This window comes from Embleya sp. NPDC056575, from assembly GCF_042793325.1.
Classification (GTDB): Bacteria; Actinomycetota; Actinomycetes; order Streptomycetales; family Streptomycetaceae; genus Embleya.
In genome coordinates this window covers 1-17,279 of the sequence record NZ_JBHTVA010000125.1, presented here as the reverse complement: position 1 = coordinate 17,279, position 17,279 = coordinate 1, and the positions used below count along the sequence as shown (strand labels likewise).

12 protein-coding genes are annotated in these 17,279 nt (G+C 71.2%); 5 read left to right on the top strand and 7 right to left on the bottom strand.

What is annotated here, in order from left to right; translation table 11 throughout:
- Positions 1 to 235: 235 nt before the first annotated feature.
- Entirely contained in the window at positions 236 to 2,683 is a 2,448-nt protein-coding gene (locus ACFRCG_RS47180; RefSeq protein ID WP_380042852.1) for a SpoIIE family protein phosphatase, read from the bottom strand.
- A gap of 56 nt (positions 2,684 to 2,739) precedes the next feature.
- Positions 2,740 to 6,777 carry a HAMP domain-containing protein gene (locus tag ACFRCG_RS47175; RefSeq protein WP_380042851.1) on the bottom strand — a complete coding sequence of 1,346 codons (4,038 nt, stop codon included), beginning with the start codon at positions 6,775 to 6,777 and terminating at the stop codon, positions 2,740 to 2,742.
- Positions 6,778 to 7,125: 348 nt separating this feature from the next.
- Between ACFRCG_RS47175 and ACFRCG_RS47170 the strand changes: the two genes are divergently transcribed.
- The 3 genes from ACFRCG_RS47170 to ACFRCG_RS47160 are packed head-to-tail and all read left to right on the top strand — an operon-like array spanning position 7,126 to position 10,375.
- Positions 7,126 to 8,814: a SpoIIE family protein phosphatase gene (locus ACFRCG_RS47170; RefSeq protein ID WP_380042854.1), complete on the top strand. Its 1,689-nt coding sequence runs from the start codon at positions 7,126 to 7,128 to the stop codon at positions 8,812 to 8,814.
- On the top strand, positions 8,811 to 9,965 hold the full coding sequence (locus ACFRCG_RS47165) for a B12-binding domain-containing protein (protein WP_380042850.1): 1,155 nt from the start codon (positions 8,811 to 8,813) through the stop codon (positions 9,963 to 9,965). The genes ACFRCG_RS47170 and ACFRCG_RS47165 overlap by 4 nt, the downstream gene beginning before the upstream one ends.
- On the top strand, positions 9,962 to 10,375 hold the full coding sequence (locus ACFRCG_RS47160) for an STAS domain-containing protein (RefSeq protein WP_380042849.1): 414 nt from the start codon (positions 9,962 to 9,964) through the stop codon (positions 10,373 to 10,375). Before ACFRCG_RS47165 ends, ACFRCG_RS47160 begins: the two co-directional genes overlap by 4 nt.
- A 386-nt stretch (positions 10,376 to 10,761) precedes the next feature.
- On the opposite strand, the gene ACFRCG_RS47155 is transcribed toward ACFRCG_RS47160, so the two are convergent.
- Entirely contained in the window at positions 10,762 to 11,211 is a 450-nt protein-coding gene (locus tag ACFRCG_RS47155; protein ID WP_380042853.1) for a MarR family winged helix-turn-helix transcriptional regulator, read from the bottom strand.
- 213 nt (positions 11,212 to 11,424) lie between these two features.
- Between ACFRCG_RS47155 and ACFRCG_RS47150 the strand changes: the two genes are divergently transcribed.
- A complete protein-coding gene (locus ACFRCG_RS47150) occupies positions 11,425 to 12,669 on the top strand; it encodes a PP2C family protein-serine/threonine phosphatase (protein ID WP_380042848.1) in 1,245 nt (414 codons plus the stop codon).
- A gap of 199 nt (positions 12,670 to 12,868) precedes the next feature.
- Here the strand turns inward: ACFRCG_RS47150 and ACFRCG_RS47145 are convergent, their stop codons facing one another.
- The 4 genes from ACFRCG_RS47145 to ACFRCG_RS47130 all read right to left on the bottom strand — a co-directional run bounded on the left by ACFRCG_RS47145 (position 12,869) and on the right by ACFRCG_RS47130 (position 16,387).
- Positions 12,869 to 13,480, bottom strand: a complete 612-nt coding sequence (locus tag ACFRCG_RS47145) for a hypothetical protein (RefSeq protein WP_380042847.1) — start codon at positions 13,478 to 13,480, stop codon at positions 12,869 to 12,871.
- Positions 13,481 to 13,563: 83 nt separating this feature from the next.
- Positions 13,564 to 14,568 (bottom strand): 4-hydroxy-2-oxovalerate aldolase, encoded by a 1,005-nt coding sequence (gene dmpG, locus ACFRCG_RS47140; RefSeq protein WP_380042846.1) that lies wholly within the window; start codon positions 14,566 to 14,568, stop codon positions 13,564 to 13,566.
- The gene (locus tag ACFRCG_RS47135) at positions 14,565 to 15,566 is read right to left on the bottom strand and encodes an acetaldehyde dehydrogenase (acetylating) (RefSeq protein WP_380042845.1); all 1,002 of its coding nucleotides are present in this window, start codon (positions 15,564 to 15,566) and stop codon (positions 14,565 to 14,567) included. Before ACFRCG_RS47135 ends, dmpG begins: the two co-directional genes overlap by 4 nt.
- Complete coding sequence (locus tag ACFRCG_RS47130; RefSeq protein WP_380042844.1) at positions 15,563 to 16,387, bottom strand: 2-keto-4-pentenoate hydratase; 825 nt, start codon at positions 16,385 to 16,387, stop codon at positions 15,563 to 15,565. The genes ACFRCG_RS47135 and ACFRCG_RS47130 overlap by 4 nt, the downstream gene beginning before the upstream one ends.
- A gap of 69 nt (positions 16,388 to 16,456) precedes the next feature.
- Here ACFRCG_RS47130 and ACFRCG_RS47125 point away from each other — a divergent pair, with 69 nt between their 5' ends.
- Positions 16,457 to 17,230, top strand: coding sequence for an IclR family transcriptional regulator (locus ACFRCG_RS47125; RefSeq protein ID WP_380042843.1), 774 nt, complete (start codon positions 16,457 to 16,459; stop codon positions 17,228 to 17,230).
- Positions 17,231 to 17,279 lie beyond the last annotated feature (49 nt).

Below are 17,279 nucleotides of genomic sequence, written 5' to 3'. Positions count from 1 at the left end.
GGTCGACCCCGACTCATCGGGGTCGACCACACCCCACCCTTTTCCTATGCGTTCGAGGCGGCGCTCGCGTCGGAAAACCCGAAAACACCACCGCGGTCCGAAATGAAAACCAACTCTCCGGGTAGGAATCAACCAAGCCGGGACGGCCGTGAAGAATGCGGGAGTCATTCGCACCTCCACACGACCGCCCCGGCCCACGCGCGCCGAGCGTCGTCGTCGCGATTCCGGCGTCGGGTCAGGTGATCTGGATGCCCACCACGCACGTATCGTCGTCGGTGTCCGCCCGGCTGTGGGTGAGGAGTCGGTCGAGGCGTTCGTCCAGGGTGGCGGTGACGGCGCGTGCTGTGACCAGGAGTTGGTCGAGGGAGCTTTCGAGGCAGTGGTCGCGGCGTTCGATCAGGCCGTCGGTGTAGAGCAGGAGTGTGTCGCCCATGGCGAGGTGGATCTCGTCCTCGGCGTAACCGGCCTCGGCGAAGGCGCCGAGGAGGGGACCGTCGAGCAGGGACAGGCGTTGCGTCGTGTCGTCGCGGATCCACACGGGGGGCAGGTGGCCGGCACGGGCCCAGCGCATCGTGCGCGTGCCCGGGTCGTACAGGGCGCACACGACGGTGGCGGTGACGTGGTCGGTCAGATGGTGCGTCACGGTGTTGAGCCAGGTGAGCAGTTGCGCGGGGCCGGCGCCGGTGATGGCCAGGCCGCGTAGCGCGTTGCGCAGCACGATCATGCTGGTCGCGGCGTGGATGCCGTGTCCGGCGACGTCGCCGACACACAGCAGGATCTTCTTGGACGGCAGGACGAGGGCGTCGTACCAGTCGCCGCCGACGGCGGTGTCGGATTCGGCGGGGCGGTAGCGCACGGCCACCTGGAGACCGTCGACGTTCAAAGGGGTGGGGGTGGGCGGCATGATCGCGTGCTGGAGCTGCCGGGCGAGGCGGTTTTGTTCGCCCACCTGTTGTTCGCTGTGCGCGAGGCGGTCGCGGGTCGCGGCGAGGGCGACCTCGGTCCAGTGTTGGGCGGAGACGTCCTGGTAGGCGCCGCGGATGGCCAGCAGGCGGTCGTCGGAGTCCAGCACCGGTTCGGCGACGATCCGGATGCGTCGGGTGACGCCGTCGGTGCGTTCCAGGCGGAAGGACACGGTGGCGTGGCGGCGGCGGTGTACCAGGGTGTGCAGGAACCGGGCGAGCGCGGCGGTGTCGTCGGGGTGTGCGTGGTTCTGCAGGTCGGCCAGAGCCACGGGGATGGCGGTGGTCGGCAGGCCGTGGAGCGCGAACAGGGAGTCGTTCCAGGTGACGGCGCCGGTGGCGAGGTCTTCCTCGAAGCCGCCGATGCGGCCCAGTCGTTGGGCGTGTTGGAGCAGCCGGGCGAGGCGGGCCGCCTCCTGTTCGATGCGCCAGACGAGCAGGATGGCGTTGGCGTGGCGGCTGGCGGCGACGTCGGCGATCGCGTCGAGGCGGACGTCGTCGACGAGGGCGGTGAGCGTGACGCCTTCGGCGCGGTAGGACTCGCCGGTGGCGTGGACACGCTCGACGATGTCGTACAGCCCCCCGGGGGTCGCGGCGAGGGGGTAGGCCTCCAGGAGCAGGGCGCCGTGGATCAGATTGGCCGGACGTCCGGCGGGGTCGAGGAAGCGCGCGTTGACGTGGTGCACCCGGAAGTCGACGAGTTGCCGGTGCTCGTCCACGTGCGGCACGAGCACCAGGGCGGGGTCGTGGAGGCAGTCGGCGATCTCGACGAGGTCGACCGTGGCGGGGTGGGTGACGGTGGGGTCGCCGGGGACCGGGTGGGTTTCGAGGGTGTGCGCGCACAGTTCGGCCAGTGCCTCGATCTGGCGGCGCAGGCGCGGGGGTTGTTCGGGTAGCGGATTCGGCCAGCAGATTTCCAGGATGCCGTGGATCCGACCGCCGGTGCCCGCCGGGGCGGCGGCTCGAGCGCCGGTGAGGTCGTGTTGGCCGATGGAGGGTGTTCCGGTCCGGGACAGGTCAAAGGTCCAGGTCCAGTCGAGATCGGCGAGCGCCTGGCGGGCGAAGGTGGCCACTCCGGGTGGGACGTGTCGCCAGCGGGTGGCCTCGTGGTCGGTGAATCCGGCGCTGCCCGCGAGGGTCAGGGAGGCGTCGGGGGCGATGGCCCATACGGCGACGGCGGTGGCGCCCAGGGGCGCGAGGGCGTGTTCGAGGAGGGATCGGGCCACGGCCTGGGTGTCGTCGGCGGCACAGGCGCCGCTTTCCGCAGTACGCAGGCGCATGCTCACGGTCTTGCCGTCGGGCGGTGCGGCGGGGGCGGCGGTTTCGGTGACGAAGTCGCAGGCGGCTTCGGTGAGGCGGTCCGCAGCGGTGCGGTCGAGGATGTCGGCGGCGAGTTCCATCGCGCTCACACCCGCGTGGTCGGCCAGGGTGGCGAGTTGTCGGGCGGCTTCGGTGGGGCTGCAGTGCAGGCGTTCGATGAGGATGCCCTTGGCCGTCTCGATCAGGGCGCGACCGTCCGCTTGGGCGTGTGCGGCGCGGATCTCGTGGCGCAGGCGTTCGACGGTCGCGGCGAGGCGGCCCACGGCGGACGTGTGCTCGGGGACGCTCTCGTCGCGCGGTGGCACGGCGGCGATCCCGTTCCCGGTGGCGGTGGGCGGGCCCGTCGGGTCGTCGCCGTCCTGCCGGTGGGATGTCTCGGGTGGGGGTGCGGTGTTGCTCACGATGGGTTCACTCCCGAAGGCGAGGACGTCGGGCGGGGTCGACCGGCGGGGTGCTCTCAGGAGGGGAGCAGGTGGCGGCGGAGGACGGCGAGCAGGTGGTCGGTGTCGACGGGTTTGGTGACGTAGTCGCCGGCCCCCGCGGCCAGGCTCTTGTCGCGGTCGCCCGGCATGGCCTTGGCGGTGACGGCGATGATCGGCAGGTCGGCGTAGCGGGGCATGCGGCGGATTTCGGCGGTGGCGGCGTAGCCGTCCATCTCGGGCATCATCACGTCCATCAGGACCAGGTCGACCTCGGGGTGCTCGACGAGGGTGGTGATGCCCTCGCGGCCGTTCTCGGCGTGGAGAACGTTGACGGCGTGGAGTTCGAGGATGCTGCTGAGGGCGTACAGGTTGCGGGGGTCGTCGTCGACGATCAGGACGGTGCGGTCGGCGAGGGCGGCGTCGAGGGTCGGTGCCGCGTGGTGGGTGCGTTCGGTGGCGTGGACCAGGGGCAGCACGTCACCGGGCTGTTCGGCGGACAGGTGCAGGGTGATGCGTTCGCGGAGTTCGTCCAGGCCCGCGAGCAGTTCCAGGGGTTTGGTGTCGGCGCGTGTCTGGAGGGCGCGGGTCTGTTCCCGGGGCAGGCGACGGGTGTTGTGGGCCAGGACGGGCACGTTCGCGGAGGCGCTGTCGGCGTCGAGGGCGTCCAGGAGGGTCAGTGCCTGGCCGTCGGGCATGTCCAGGTCGAGGACGACGCAGTGACAGGGTGCGGCGGCGAGGGTGGCTGCGGCTTCCTGGGCGTCCACGACGGTCAGGACGTCGACGCCCGGCCCGCCGGCACCGTCGTGTCCGCCGGTCGCGATGTCGGCCACGGCGCTTTGCGCGACCAGGCTCAACAAACCCTGTGGGCGTTCCTCCAGCACGAGTACGCGCCGCCGGGCGGGTGGCGCGGCGGGTTCGAGGGAGCGCGGCCGCGGATCGGCGTCGGTTCCGGAGGCGTCGAGGGCCGGGGGGTGGGTGACGAACGCCGGGCCGACGGCGGCGGTGGCGGCGCCGGTGGTGGTGGCGGTGTGTACGACGGGCAGGTACAGGGTGAAGACGCTGCCCTGTCCGGGGGTGCTGTCGGCGGTGATGGCGCCGCCGAGCAGGTTGGCGATCTCGCGGCTGATCGACAGTCCGAGCCCGGTTCCGCCGTATTTGCGGCTGGTGGTGCCGTCGGCCTGTTGGAACGCGCCGAAGATCGTCTCGAGTTGGTGCTCGGCGATGCCCACCCCGGTGTCGCGCACGCGAAAGGCCACGACGGCGTCACCGCGCGGTACGCCGGCGGGGACCTCGTGCTCGGTGGCCGGTTCGATGCGCAGCGCGATGTGGCCGCGGTCGGTGAACTTGACCGCGTTCGACAGCAGGTTGCGCAGGATCTGTCGCAGGCGCGAGTCGTCGGTGAGCAGGTCGGCCGGTACTCCGGGGCCGATGGTGATGTCGAAGGTCAGACTCTTTTGTGTGGTCATCGGCCGAAATGTCGCCTCGACGTAGTCGAGGAGTCGGCGTAGCGACACACGTTCGGTGTGTACGTCCATCTTGCCGGCCTCGACCTTGGACAAATCGAGGACGTCGTTGATCAGTTGCAGCAGGTCGGACCCCGCGGAGTGGATGATGCCGGCGTATTCGACCTGTTTGGGACTGAGGTTGCGGGTGGGGTTCTGGGCGAGGAGTTGGGCGAGGATGAGCAGGCTGTTGAGGGGTGTGCGCAGTTCGTGGCTCATGTTCGCCAGGAACTCCGACTTGTACTTCGAGGCGAGGGTCAACTGGCGGGCGCGGTCCTCGAGTTCCTGCCGGGCCTGTTCGATCTGGAGGTTCTTGGCCTCGATGTCACGGTTCTGCGTCGCGAGCAGCGCGGCCTTTTCCTCCAGTTCCTCGTTGGAGTGCTGAAGTTCCTCCTGCTGGTGCTGCAGTTCCTCGGAGCGCACGCTCAATTCGCCGGCCAGGCGCTGGGATTCGGCGAGGAGTTCGTCGGTGCGCGCGTTGGCGACGATGGTGTTGACGTTGACACCGACGTTTTCCATCAACTGGTCGAGGAAGTCGCGATGCGCGGGGGTGAACGCGGTGATCGACGCGAGTTCGATGACGCCGAGCACCTGGTCCTCGACCACGATCGGCAACACGATCAGCGCGGTGGGCGCGGCGCGGCCGAGTCCGGAGGAGACCACGTAGTCGGTGGGGACGTCGTCGACGGCGATGGTGCGCCGACTGCGGGCGGCCTGGCCCACCAGGGTGCGCCCGGGCGGGATGTGCGTGGCGTGGCCGTCGTCCGCGCCGAGCCCGTACGAGCCGATCAGGCGCAGCCCCGTTCCGGTCGCGCCGTCCTCGGCGAGGTAGAAGGCACCGTACTGGGCGCCGACCAGGGGGGTGAGTTCGTCCATCACCAGTTCGGCGACGACGGCCAGGTCGCGGTGGCCCTGCATGAGCGCGGACACGCGGGCGAGGTTGGACTTGAGCCAGTCCTGTTCCTCGTTGGCGCGGGTGGTCTCGCGCAGCGAGCCGACCATCGCGTTGATGTTGTCCTTGAGTTCGGCGACCTCGCCGGAGGCGTCGACGGTGATCGAGCGGGTCAGGTCGCCCTCGGCGACGGCGCTGGCGACCTCGGCGATGGCGCGGACCTGGCGGGTGAGGTTGCCGGCGAGTTCGTTGACGTTCTCGGTCAGGCGTTTCCAGGTACCCGAGACGCCCTCGACCTCGGCCTGTCCGCCGAGTCGTCCCTCGCTGCCGACTTCGCGCGCCACCCGGGTGACCTCGGCGGCGAAGGAGGAGAGTTGGTCGACCATGGTGTTGATGGTGGTCTTGAGCTCCAGGATCTCGCCGCGCGCGTCCACGTCGATCTTCTTCGACAGGTCGCCGTTGGCCACCGCGGTGGTGACCAGGGCGATGTTGCGGACCTGGCCGGTGAGGTTGTTCGCCATCGAGTTGACGTTGTCGGTCAGGTCCTTCCACGTCCCGGCGACGTTGGGCACGCGGGCCTGACCGCCGAGGATGCCCTCGGTGCCGACCTCGCGGGCGACCCGGGTGACCTCGTCGGCGAACGCGGACAGGGTGTCGACCATGGTGTTGATCACCTCGGCGAGGGCGGCCACCTCGCCCTTGGCCTCGACGGTGATCTTGCGGGAGAGGTCGCCACGCGCCACGGCGGTGGCGACCTGGGCGATGGAACGCACCTGGCCGGTGAGGTTGGACGCCATCACGTTGACGTTGTCGGTGAGGTCCTTCCAGGTGCCGGACGCGCCGCGCACGGTCGCCTGCCCGCCGAGGTTGCCCTCGGTGCCGACCTCGCGGGCGACCCGGGTGACCTCGTCGGCGAACGCGGAGAGCTGGTCGACCATCGTGTTGATGGTCTCCTTCAACTCCAGGATCTCGCCCCGCGCGTCCACTCGGATCTTCTGCGACAGGTCGCCCTGTGCGACGGCGGTGGTCACCTGGGCGATGGAGCGCACCTGCGCGGTCAGGTTCTCCGCCATCACGTTGACGGACTCGGTCAGGTCCTTCCACGTGCCGGAGACGCCCTTGACGTCGGCCTGTCCGCCCAGGCGCCCGTCGGTACCCACCTCCCGGGCGACCCGGGTGACCTCGCCGGCGAATGCCGAGAGCTGGTCGACCATCGTGTTGATGGTCTCCTTCAACTCCAGGATCTCGCCCCGCGCGTCCACCCGTACCTTTTGCGACAGGTCGCCGCGCGCCACCGCCGTGGCGACCTGGGCGATGGACCGTACCTGGGACGTGAGGTTGCCGGCCATGAAGTTCACCGAGTCGGTCAGGTCGGCCCACGTCCCGGACACGCCCGGGACGAGCGCCTGACCGCCGAGGGTGCCCTCCGACCCGACCTCGCGTGCCACCCGGGTGACCTCGGAGGTGAACAGCGCCAGCTGGTCGACCATGCCGTTGAAGACCCCGGCGATCTCCCCGAGCAGGCCGTCGCCGTCGTCGGGCAGCCGGCCGCCGAAGTCGCCGTCGCGTACGGCGGTCAAACCGGCCAGCAGGCGGCGCAGTTCGGCGTTGCCCACGGCGTCCGTCCCGGGCCGCGTGCGCGCGGGAGGCACAAGCCCGGTGTCCGCGTCATCGGTCATGTGATCCACTCTCGCCTCGGTCGCCGGGCCGTCGGGAATTCGCCCCTGTTGTGCGGAACCCCCGCGCACCCTCGCCACGTGCTCACCCGACGACACGCGGTCGGCAGACCCGACGAACACGGCCACGTGACCCCGGACACGCCGGCATCGGCCTTTCCGGTGATGGTCGACCTCCTCGACGCTGGGGCAGGCCCGACAGAGCGGCACTTATGCGGCTTGGATGAATAATTGCCCGTTTTATTCCTGGTGTTGCGTATGGCTGGAGCATAGGACACGGTTGCACGAAGACAACTGTTGTCCAGCGACAGAGAGGTGGTGGGGTGCGCGCGATGCGTTCCCCGGCTTGTGATCCGTAGTTCGGGTACACCCAAGAGTCCGCACGATGGCGACGTTCACGTCGCCTCGATATGGAACAGCGCTCCCTGTCCCGTTCTCGTCGTCGACCCCGACGGGGACGTCATCGGATCCAACGAAGGAGCGCGCCGGCTGTTCGCGCACGCCGAAGAGGTCGGCGAAGGTCTGACCTCGGGCGGTCTGCCGCACTGGCTCGCGCGGGCGCACCACCGCCGCCTGCACTCGGCCGCGACGCCGCGGGAGGCGGTGTCGGGCGCCGTGGTGGGTCGGACGTTCGCGGCGCATCCCTCGCGGATCGAGACCGGGGATGTGGTGTGGTGGCTCGTGGAGGACACCGATCTCCGTCGAGCCGAGCAGGCGTTGCGCAACGAGCGTGAGCGTGCCGAGCTGTTGGCGGACGTCTCCGGCGCGCTGCTGTCGTCGCTGAACCTCGAACGATGCGCGGAGGTGACGGCGCGGATGGCCGCGGATCACCTGGCCGACGCCGCGGTCGTCATCGTCCCGGCCCAGGGTCGCCGGCACGCGCTGACCTACGCGCAGGCCGGCGCCGGCATCACGCGTACGGTGATGTCGATCGATCCGCGCACGGTTCCCGGACTGGCGGAGGCGTTGCAGGGTTTCCCGCCGGTGCCGACCCGGTGGATCGACCCGGAGGACATTCCCGACTGGAGCGTGCCGCCCGGTTTCGCCGGTTCGATCGGCTCGGTGATCGTCACCCCGCTACCCGGACACGGAGTGCCGGCCGGGGTGCTGATCCTGCTGCGCGCGAGCACGCACCGGGCGTTCACGGACGGCGAGGAGGTGTTCGCGCGGCTGTTCGCCGCACGGGCCGGCGCCGCCCTGTCCGCGGCACGGCTGTACGTGGAGCAGGCCTCGATCACGACCACGCTGCTGCGGGAGTTGCTGCCGCCGCGGCTGGAGCGGGTGCACGGCGTGGAGTACGCCGGCGTCTATCGGGCCTCGCAGGACCACGAGCGGGTCGGCGGTGACTTCTATGACGTCCATCCCGGTGCGGACGCGTCCCGGGAGACGTTCGTCGTACTGGGCGACGTGGCGGGCAAGGGCCTGGAGGCCGCCGTCCTGACCGGAAAGATCCGCAGTGTCCTGCACGCGCTGGTGCCGCTGTCCGGTGATCACCAGCAGGTCCTCGCCCTGCTCAACGACGCGTTGATGAACTCCCACCACACCCGGTTCGCGACCCTGGTACTGGCCTCGGTGCGGCGCGGCGGGGGGCAGGTGTTGTTGCGGCTGACCAGCGCCGGACATCTGCCGCCGCTGATCGTCCGCGCCGACGGACGGGTGGAGGAGGTCGCGACCGGCGGCACCCTCGTGGGGGCGCTGCCCGACGTCCGGGCGCGGAGCGTGGACGTGGCGCTGGCACCCGGCGAGACCTGCCTGCTGTACACGGACGGCATCACCGAGGCGCGCGGCGGGCCGCTGGGTGACGACTTCTACGGCGAGGAGCGGCTGCGGGAGGCTCTGCGGGAGTGTGCGCGCATGCCGGCGGAGGCCGTGGTCGAGCGGGTACAGATGCTGGCGGCCCAGTGGCTGGGCGGCGGTCGTCACGACGACATGGCCACGCTGGCGATCACCAATCCGGCCGGCGGTGTCGACGGACTCCCTGTCGCGGACGACCGCGAGGACCGCGTGGGCCATGAACCACGACGGCGGCCACCGCGATGACGAGCACTGTGAAGGCGAGCACTGTGAAGACGGGCACTGTCACGACGGGCACCGTGCAGACGGGCGATGCGAAGGCGGACGCCTCGGCCCCGGGCACACCCCGCGATCTCGCGGAGCGACTGTGGACGGCCGTGATCGGCCGGGACGAGCCGGGCGCGATGGCACTGGCCACCGCGGCGGCCGATGCCGGGGCCGACGGGGAGACCCTGCTGCTGGACGTCGTGGCCGCCGTGCAGCGTCGCGTCGGGCTCGAATGGGCGGCGAACCGGATCGGAGTCGCCGAGGAGCACGCGGCCACCGCGATCATCGACCGGGTCGTCGCCGTCCTCGCCCACCACCCCGCACCGCCTCCGTCGCCGACGCGGGGCAATGTCACGGTCGCGTGTGTGGACGGCGAATGGCATTCCCTGCCGGCCCGATTGCTCGCCGAGACCCTCACCGGGCGTGGCTGGCGGGTGGACTTCCTCGGCGCCCACACCCCCACTCCGCACCTGATCGCGCACGTACATCAGAGCAACCCGACCGCGGCCCTGCTCTCGGCCTCGCTGCCCACTCACCTGCCCACCGCCCACCAGGCGGTGACCGCCGTGCAGTCGCTGGGCATCCCGGTCATGGTCGGCGGCGCCGCCTTCGGCGCGGACGGCCGCTACGCCCGCCTTCTGGGCGCCGACGCCTGGGCCCCCGACGCGCGACGCGCCGCGGACCGACTGGCCCGGGGGATCACCGCCCGGCATGCGGAGCGACGCCACGAGATCGACGACCTGCCCCATCTGGCCGATCAGGAGTACACGTTCGTCAAGTCCAACCGCACCGCCCTGGTGCGGCAGTGCCTGGTCGCCCTCGACGAGCGCGGACCCGGCATGCGCGCGTACAGCGCCGCCCGGCGCGAACGAACCGCCGAGGACCTGGCCCACATCGTGGACTTCCTCACGACGGCCCTCTACGTCGACGAGGTGGACCTGTTCACCTCCTTCGTCGACTGGACCAGGGACATACTCACCGCCCGCCACGTGCCCGCGACCGCTTTGCGCCTGGGACTGGACATCCTCGCCGAACAACTGCGCGACTTTCCCCGCGCGCTCGGCTTCATCCGCGTCGCGACCGACACCCTGCCCACCGCACCCACCCCCACCGACCCCGGAACGGCATGAGCTCCCCCACGCCCGTCGAGTTCTCCGTCGACGTTGAGGCCGGCGACACCCGGTCGCTGCATCTGGCCATCCGGGGAGACCTCGAGTACGACACCGGCACCGCGTTCACCGAGCGGGTGAACGCGGCGCTGGACACGCACCTGCGGCGGTACGGACCGGCGCTGCGTCATCTGCACCTGGACTGGGAGGGCCTGACCGCCATCGACTGCGGCGGGTTGTCCGTCCTGATCGGCCTGCGCCGCCGTACACACGCCGCCGGGATCGCCCTGCATCTGCACCGTCAACCCGTGCGACTGACCCGCCTGCTCGACATCACCGGCGTCGGCGGATACCTCACCGGGCCCGCCGACACGGACGGGCGCGGCTTCGCCGCAAGCGGCGACGAAGGCCGGTCCGCACCCTCCCCCTGATGGTCGGCGGGACCTCGGCCGGACGTCGGGACACGACGGCGGATCGGTCACCACCGCCCCCGGGATACATGTCCGGCCGCAACATTTGTCATCAGTCAATAATTCGATACGCTTCGCATCGGGACGCCGGGGGTGGGGCAAAGCCGTCGACGTCAGGGAACAGCATCGACGTGACGCGCGCATCGCCGGCTTGCAACCGAGCGCCACCGCTCGCTCATCCGACGAAAGGGGGCGCCGCCATGGGACGTCGACGTCGGCCGACATACGCTCGGCACGTGTCCGGCCCACGTACTTCGCGCTCCCGTGGATCGTGCTCTCGTACCTCGCGCTCCCCACACGCGGCGAAGCGGGCACACCGCGTCTTTCACCCGACGCGGCCGATCGCCTCAGGCGGTTCGCGCACGCGAGGAGAGGGAGGACGCGTCGCCCGTCGCCTCGTCCATGACGGGCCCGGCGGCGTTGCGCAGGGATTCGAGGCCCTTCAGCAACATCGCCCGGGACTCGCCCGACATACGCGCCGTGACGACCGCCAGTTCCTGCTCACGGCGGGCCCGCAGATCCGCCAGGAAGGCGCAGCCCCGCCCACTCAGCCGCAACTGGAGTTCACGGCGGCTGTTGGCACTGGGCAGACGTTCGACGAAACCCACCGCCTGGAGGCGGTCACACAGGCGACTCGTCGAGGAGGGGGTCGACCGCAGACCGTCGGCCAGCGTACGCAGGTTGATGCCCTCGTGCCGCTCCAGCAGAAACAGCAGGCGCAGCTGTGACGGCGAAACGGGTGCCGTGGACGCACGCCCCAACAACATCTCGAGCAACTCGGCCGCGGCGGTCGCCACACGCGCCGTCTCGTCCGACTGGTCGTGTCGAGAGAAGGTAACCCCGCTCACCGCCTTACTCCGACGCCCGATACGGCCGCCTCTTCGACGGCCGTGCCGTCACCACAATAGACGCTATAAAGGCGATTGATTCGACGGGCCGTCCGGCCGTTCGCCGAACACGCCACGAGGGTGCCCCGTACCGCATCCGCAGAGAACGGCTGAAGACAAACTGTGAACGTATACGAGGAAGCCGAGCGTGCGCTGCGCTCCGCACCCGCCCCCGGGCTGCTGGACGCCATCCGCGGCGTGCTCGCGCGGCACTGCCGGGCACGAGCCGTCGACCTGCTGATGGCCGACTACAGCCTGACCGTCCTGCTGTCGGTGTCCGCTCTCGCGGCCACCGAACACCTCTCCATCGACAACAGCCCCCAGGGTCGGGTCTTCGGCGCACAGGAACCCACGCACGAGCAACACGGAGCGGACACGGTCGTACACCTCCCGGTGACGGTACGCGGCGACCGTCTCGGTGTCCTGTCCGTCACCCTCCCGACCGACGCCTGTTCACCGGCCGTGCGGACCGAGCTCGTCGACATCGCCGAGATGCTCGCCCACGCGGTCACCGTCGCCGAACGCGACACCGACCTCTACCTGCGGGCCCGACGCAAGGACCGGCTGACCCTGGCGGCCGAGATGCAGTGGCAACTCCTGCCCGGTCACGCCTGCCGGCGCGACGAATACGCCATCGGCGCCCAGCTCGAACCCGCCTACGCCGTCCACGGCGACAACTTCGACTGGTCCGCCGCCGCCGACCGTCTCACGCTGACGGTGACCGACGGCATGGGCGAGGGCATCGACGCCGCCCTCCTCAGCAACCTCACGATCAACGCCCTGCGCAACGCCCGACGCGCCGGCATCCCGCTCGCCGACCAGGCGGCCCTCGCCGACCAGGCCGTCTACGCCCGGCACCGCGGCGACGCCTACCTGTCCGTCCTGCTGCTGGACTTCGAACTGGCCACCGGACGGGTGCACGTGATCGACGCCGGTTCCCCACGCCTGCTGCTCCTGCGCGAGGGAACGGTGAGTGCGATCGACTTCGACGCGCAGCTGCCCCTGGGCATGTTCGAGGAGACCGACTACAGGGCGCAGGAATTCCGGGTCCGCCCCGGGGACCGGCTGGTCTTCGTCAGCGACGGTGTCTACGCGGTCGCCTCGCCGGCCGGCGAAGCCTACGGCGATCGCGCGCTGGCCCGGGCGATCAGCGCCACCCGACTGCTGCCGCCCGCCGAGATGCCCCGTGCGGTGCTGCGCGAACTCACCGGCCATCGCGGGCGCCCCATCCCCGACGACGACGCCCTGATCGTCTGCCTGGACTGGTACGGCCGGCCCACGGCACCCGACGGCCCGCCGACCGACGACACCGAACGCACCCGTGCCCGCGTGTCCCCCCTCCGGGCCGCACCGCACGCTCCGCGCTGACGGCGCGGCGCCGGCACCGGGGCCCGCCCGCCGTGCGGTCGGGGACGGCGGGCGGGGTCGGCGGTTCCTTCGCCGCCGTCGCCGTGGCCGCCGTCCGGGTGACCCGCCCGCGCGTCGTCACCCGGACGAACTCCGGCCGCGTTCGGGCGCGTTCTTCGACCTGCGCGACGGCGCCGAGACCGGGATGGCGAGGTGAGGCCTACCGTGAACCCACGATCGGGAGGGATGGAGGGGCGGTGTCCTGCCCCGGGGCTTCCTCCTCGGGTTCGGTTCCGATCGCGCGTTCGAAGCAGGCGTCGATGTCTTCGACGCGTGTCGTCAGCCAATCGCGTAGACACTCGGCGACGATCGCCCACGCTCCGACGAGTGCGTCGAGCGCCGCGGTGTGGATCTCCACGGTCCTGGCGATGACGTCCTCGTCGTCACCGGCCGCGTCGATCGCCCGGACGATCTCCTCGAGGTATTCGTCGTCCCCTTTGTGCTGTTCCCGCTTCCGGGCCGTCGCGGACTCCCTGTTCCACTCCTCCGCGCACTCCTGGGTGATCCTCCTGTCCCGGAACTCCCGCAGGATCCGCGCGACGTCGTCCCGCCGGCCCTCCAGGGCGCGCATCCCGCAGCGTCCGTACGCGTCGGTCGCGGGCCCGAGGTTCGGGGGCAGGTCGTCCGGGGACACGTGGTCCGACGGTTTTGCCCACGCGGGCGATGTCGGCGCGCCCGGCTCGGCCTCGCCCGCGAACAGCGCGTCCAGCCGCTCGCGGTGATGCGCGGCGATTTCGCCACACAGTTCCTTGTAGTCCTGCACGGTGGTCACGGTGTCACCTCACGATTTCCCGGAAGACCCTCCACGACCGGTACCCGCACAACACCCGCGGGCATGCGCGCCGACGGCACCCGTCAGGCGGACAGGGTCAGCGCGATGTCGACGATCATGTCCTCCTGGCCGCCGACCAGGCCCCGGCGTCCGCATTCCATGAGGAGGTCGCGGACATCGACCCCGTAGCGCGCCGAGGCGGCTTCGGCGTGGCGCAGGAAGGACGAGTAGACGCCCGCGTAGCCGAGGGTGAGGGTTTCGCGGTCGACCCGGACGGGGCGGTCCTGGAGCGGGCGGACCAGGTCGTCGGCGGCGTCCTGGAGGGCGAACAGGTCGCAGCCGTGGGCGAAGCCGGACAGGTCGGCGACCGCGATGAACGCCTCCAGCGGACAGTTCCCGGCGCCCGCGCCGTGCCCGGCCAGGGAGGCGTCCACGCGGAAGCAGCCGTTGTCCACCGCGACCACCGAATTGGCCACCGAGAGCGAAAGGTTCTCGTGGGCGTGGATCCCGATCTCGGTCTCCGGCCGCAACACGTCCCGATACGCGCGCACCCGGGCCGCGACGTCGTTCATGGTGAGCCGACCGCCCGAGTCGGTGACGTAGACGCAGTGCGCGCCGTACGACTCCATCAGCCGGGCCTGCTCGGCGAGTGCCTCCGGCGGGGCCATGTGCGAAAGCATCAGGAATCCGGAGACGTCCATGCCCAGTTCGCGCGCCGCGGCGATGTGCTGCGCGGAGATGTCGGCCTCGGTGCAGTGCGTGGCGACGCGGACCGAGCGCACCCCCAGCTCGTACGCGCGCCGCAGGTCGTGGATCGTGCCGACGCCGGGCAGCAGCAAAGTGGTCAGCCGCGCGCGCTCCAGGACGGAGGAGGCGGCCTCGATCCATGCCCAGTCGCTGTGCGAACCGGGGCCGTAGTTGAGCGAACCGCCCGCGAGCCCGTCGCCGTGCGCCACCTCGATGGCATCCACGCCGGCCCGATCGAGGGCGGCGACGATCCGCGCGACGTCCGCGGGGGTGATCCGGTGCCGCACGGCGTGCATGCCGTCCCGCAAGGTGACGTCCTGGACGAAAATCGGGGTGTTCACGAGGCGGCCTCCACGTGCCGGCGGGTGGTGCCGCGGTCGTTGTCGGCGTCCGGGCCGCGAGCCGCGTCGCGGGCCGCCATCCGTTCGCCGACGCGGAGCGCGGCCGAGGTCATGATGTCGAGGTTTCCGGCGTAGGCGGGCAGGTAGTGGGCGGCGCCCTCGACCTCCAGGAACACCGAGACCTGGTGGGTGGGCCGGTCCGCGCCGGGGGCCAGCAGGGTCTCCAGCGGTTGGTCGGCGGGGACGGGAACCACCTGGACCTCCTGCTTGAGCCGGTAGCCGGGCACGTACTCGGCGACGGCGGCGACCATCGCCGCCACCGCCTCCCGGATCCGCTCCACCGAGTCGGGGCCGGGCGCGCTCACCAGCGCCAAGACGGTGTCGCGCATGATCAGCGGCGGCTCGGCGGGGTTGAGCACGATGATCGCCTTGCCGCGCCGGGCGCCGCCGACCTCGACGATCGCGGCCGAGGTGGTCTCGGTGAACTCGTCGATGTTGGCGCGGGTGCCGGGCCCGGCGGACTTCGAGGCGATGGACGCGACGATCTCGGCGTACGCGACCGGGGCCACGGCGCCGATCGCGGCGACCACCGGAATGGTGGCCTGCCCGCCGCAGGTGACCATGTTGACGTTGTCGGCGTCGAGGTGCTGTTCGAGGTTGACCGCGGGAATCACGTACGGTCCCAGCGCCGCGGGCGTGAGGTCGATCAGCCGCTTGCCGTACGGGCGCAGTAGGGCCGCGTTGTGGGCGTGCGCCTTGGCCGAGGTGGCGTCGAAGACGATCCCGATCTCGTCGAATCCGGGCATCGCGATCAGCCCCTCGACCCCGTCGTGGGTGGTCGGGACGCCGAGTCGGCGGGCGCGGGCCAGCCCGTCGGAGTCGGCGTCGATGCCGACCATCGCGCCCATCTCCAGGTGTTCGGCGGTGCGCAGCACCTTGATCATCAAATCGGTGCCGATGTTGCCCGATCCGATGACGGCGACCTTGGTCCTGGTCATGAACCCTCCTCGTCGAAGTCCGGGCCGAAGTCGATCGCGACCGTGCCGAGCCCGGTGATGTCGGCGCGGACGCTGTCCCCGGGCGCCACGGGGTGCATCGGCCCCAGCGCGCCGGAGAGCACGAGCTGCCCGGCGCGCAGCGGATCGCCGAGGTCGCGGGCCTGTCGGGCCAGCCAGGCCACCGCCTCGATCGGGTCGCCCAGGCAGGCGGCGCCGGTACCGGTGGAGACCACCTCTCCCCCGACCGTCATGCTCATCCGCACCTCACGCGGCACGAATTCGTCCAGGCTCCCGCGCACGGTGCCCAGGACGTACGCGCCCGACGAGGCGTTGTCGGCCACGGTGTCGGCGAAGCGGATGTCCCAGTCGCGCACCCGGCTGCCGCAGATCTCCAGGGCCGCGACCGCGTGGTCGATGGCACCACGCACCTGGGCGAGGTCGAGCGGCCCGTCGGCGAGATCGGCGCCGAGCACGAACGCCACCTCCGCCTCGACGCGCGGTTGCAGCACCGCGCGGTAGGGGATCACGTCCCCGTCGGCGTGGCCCATGTCGTCGAAGAGCACACCGAAGTCGGGCCGGTCGACGCCCAGTTGGCGCTGGACGGCGGTGGAGGTGAGGCCGATCTTGCGGCCGACGATCCGGGCGCCGCGGGCCAGCCGGTCGTCGACGATCCGGCGCTGGACGGCGTACGCCGCGGCCAGGTCGCCCGGACCGATCACATCGCGGACCGGCGCGCAGGCGACGCCGGTCGCGGCGGCGTCGAGCAGCCGTTCCGCCGCGGCGCGCACCGCGTCCTCGCCGTGGAGGGAAGTACTGGTCATGGCGGCATCGTCGCGACCCGCGACGATCACCCACAACCAAAGCGTCTCGCTCAGCGATACGCTGGTCGGATGCCCGACTCCCCCGACCAAGCCCCCGACCGCAACAGCGTCCTCAGCAAGGCGACCGCCATCCTGGAGGCGTTCACCGTCGACGACCGCACCGTCGCGCTCGCCGAGCTGGTGCGCCGTACGGGCCTGCACAAGGCCACCGTGCACCGGCTCACCGGGGAGCTGGTGGCGCTGCGGCTGCTGGACCGGCTGCCCGGGGGTTACCGGCTCAGCGGCACCCTGTTCGAGCTGGGCATGCGGGCGTCCGTCGAGCGCGGACTGCTCGAACTGGCCATGCCGTTCCTTCAGGACCTGTACGAACGCACCCACGAGATCGTGCACCTGGGCGTACGCGAGGGCACGGACGTGGTCTACGTCGCCAAGATCGGCGGGCATCGGCAGGCTCGCAGCCCCTCCCGGGTCGGCGGCCGCATGCCGATGCACTGCACCGCGATCGGCAAGACGCTGCTCGCGCACGGTGACGAGGAACTGCGACGCACGGTGCTCTCCGGTGTGCTGGAGCGGCGTACCCCGCACACGGTGGTCGCGCCCGGGTTGTTGCGCCGCCGGCTGGACGCGGTGCTGGAGAACGGTGTCGCGTTCGAGTACGAGGAGTCCGCGCTCGGTCTGGTGTGCGTGGCCGCGCCCGTCCTGGGCCCGGACGACGAACCGGTCGCGGCGATCAGCGTGGCCGGGCCCGGCACCCGTTTCCGCCCCGAGGCGCACGTGGCCGCGCTGCGCGCCGCGGCGACCGCCCTGGGGGGCGTGCTCGCCCGACGGGACGCGCTGACCTGACCCGGGACGCGGCCGGGCCCGGGGCGGGCCGTCCGGCTCTCGGACGGCC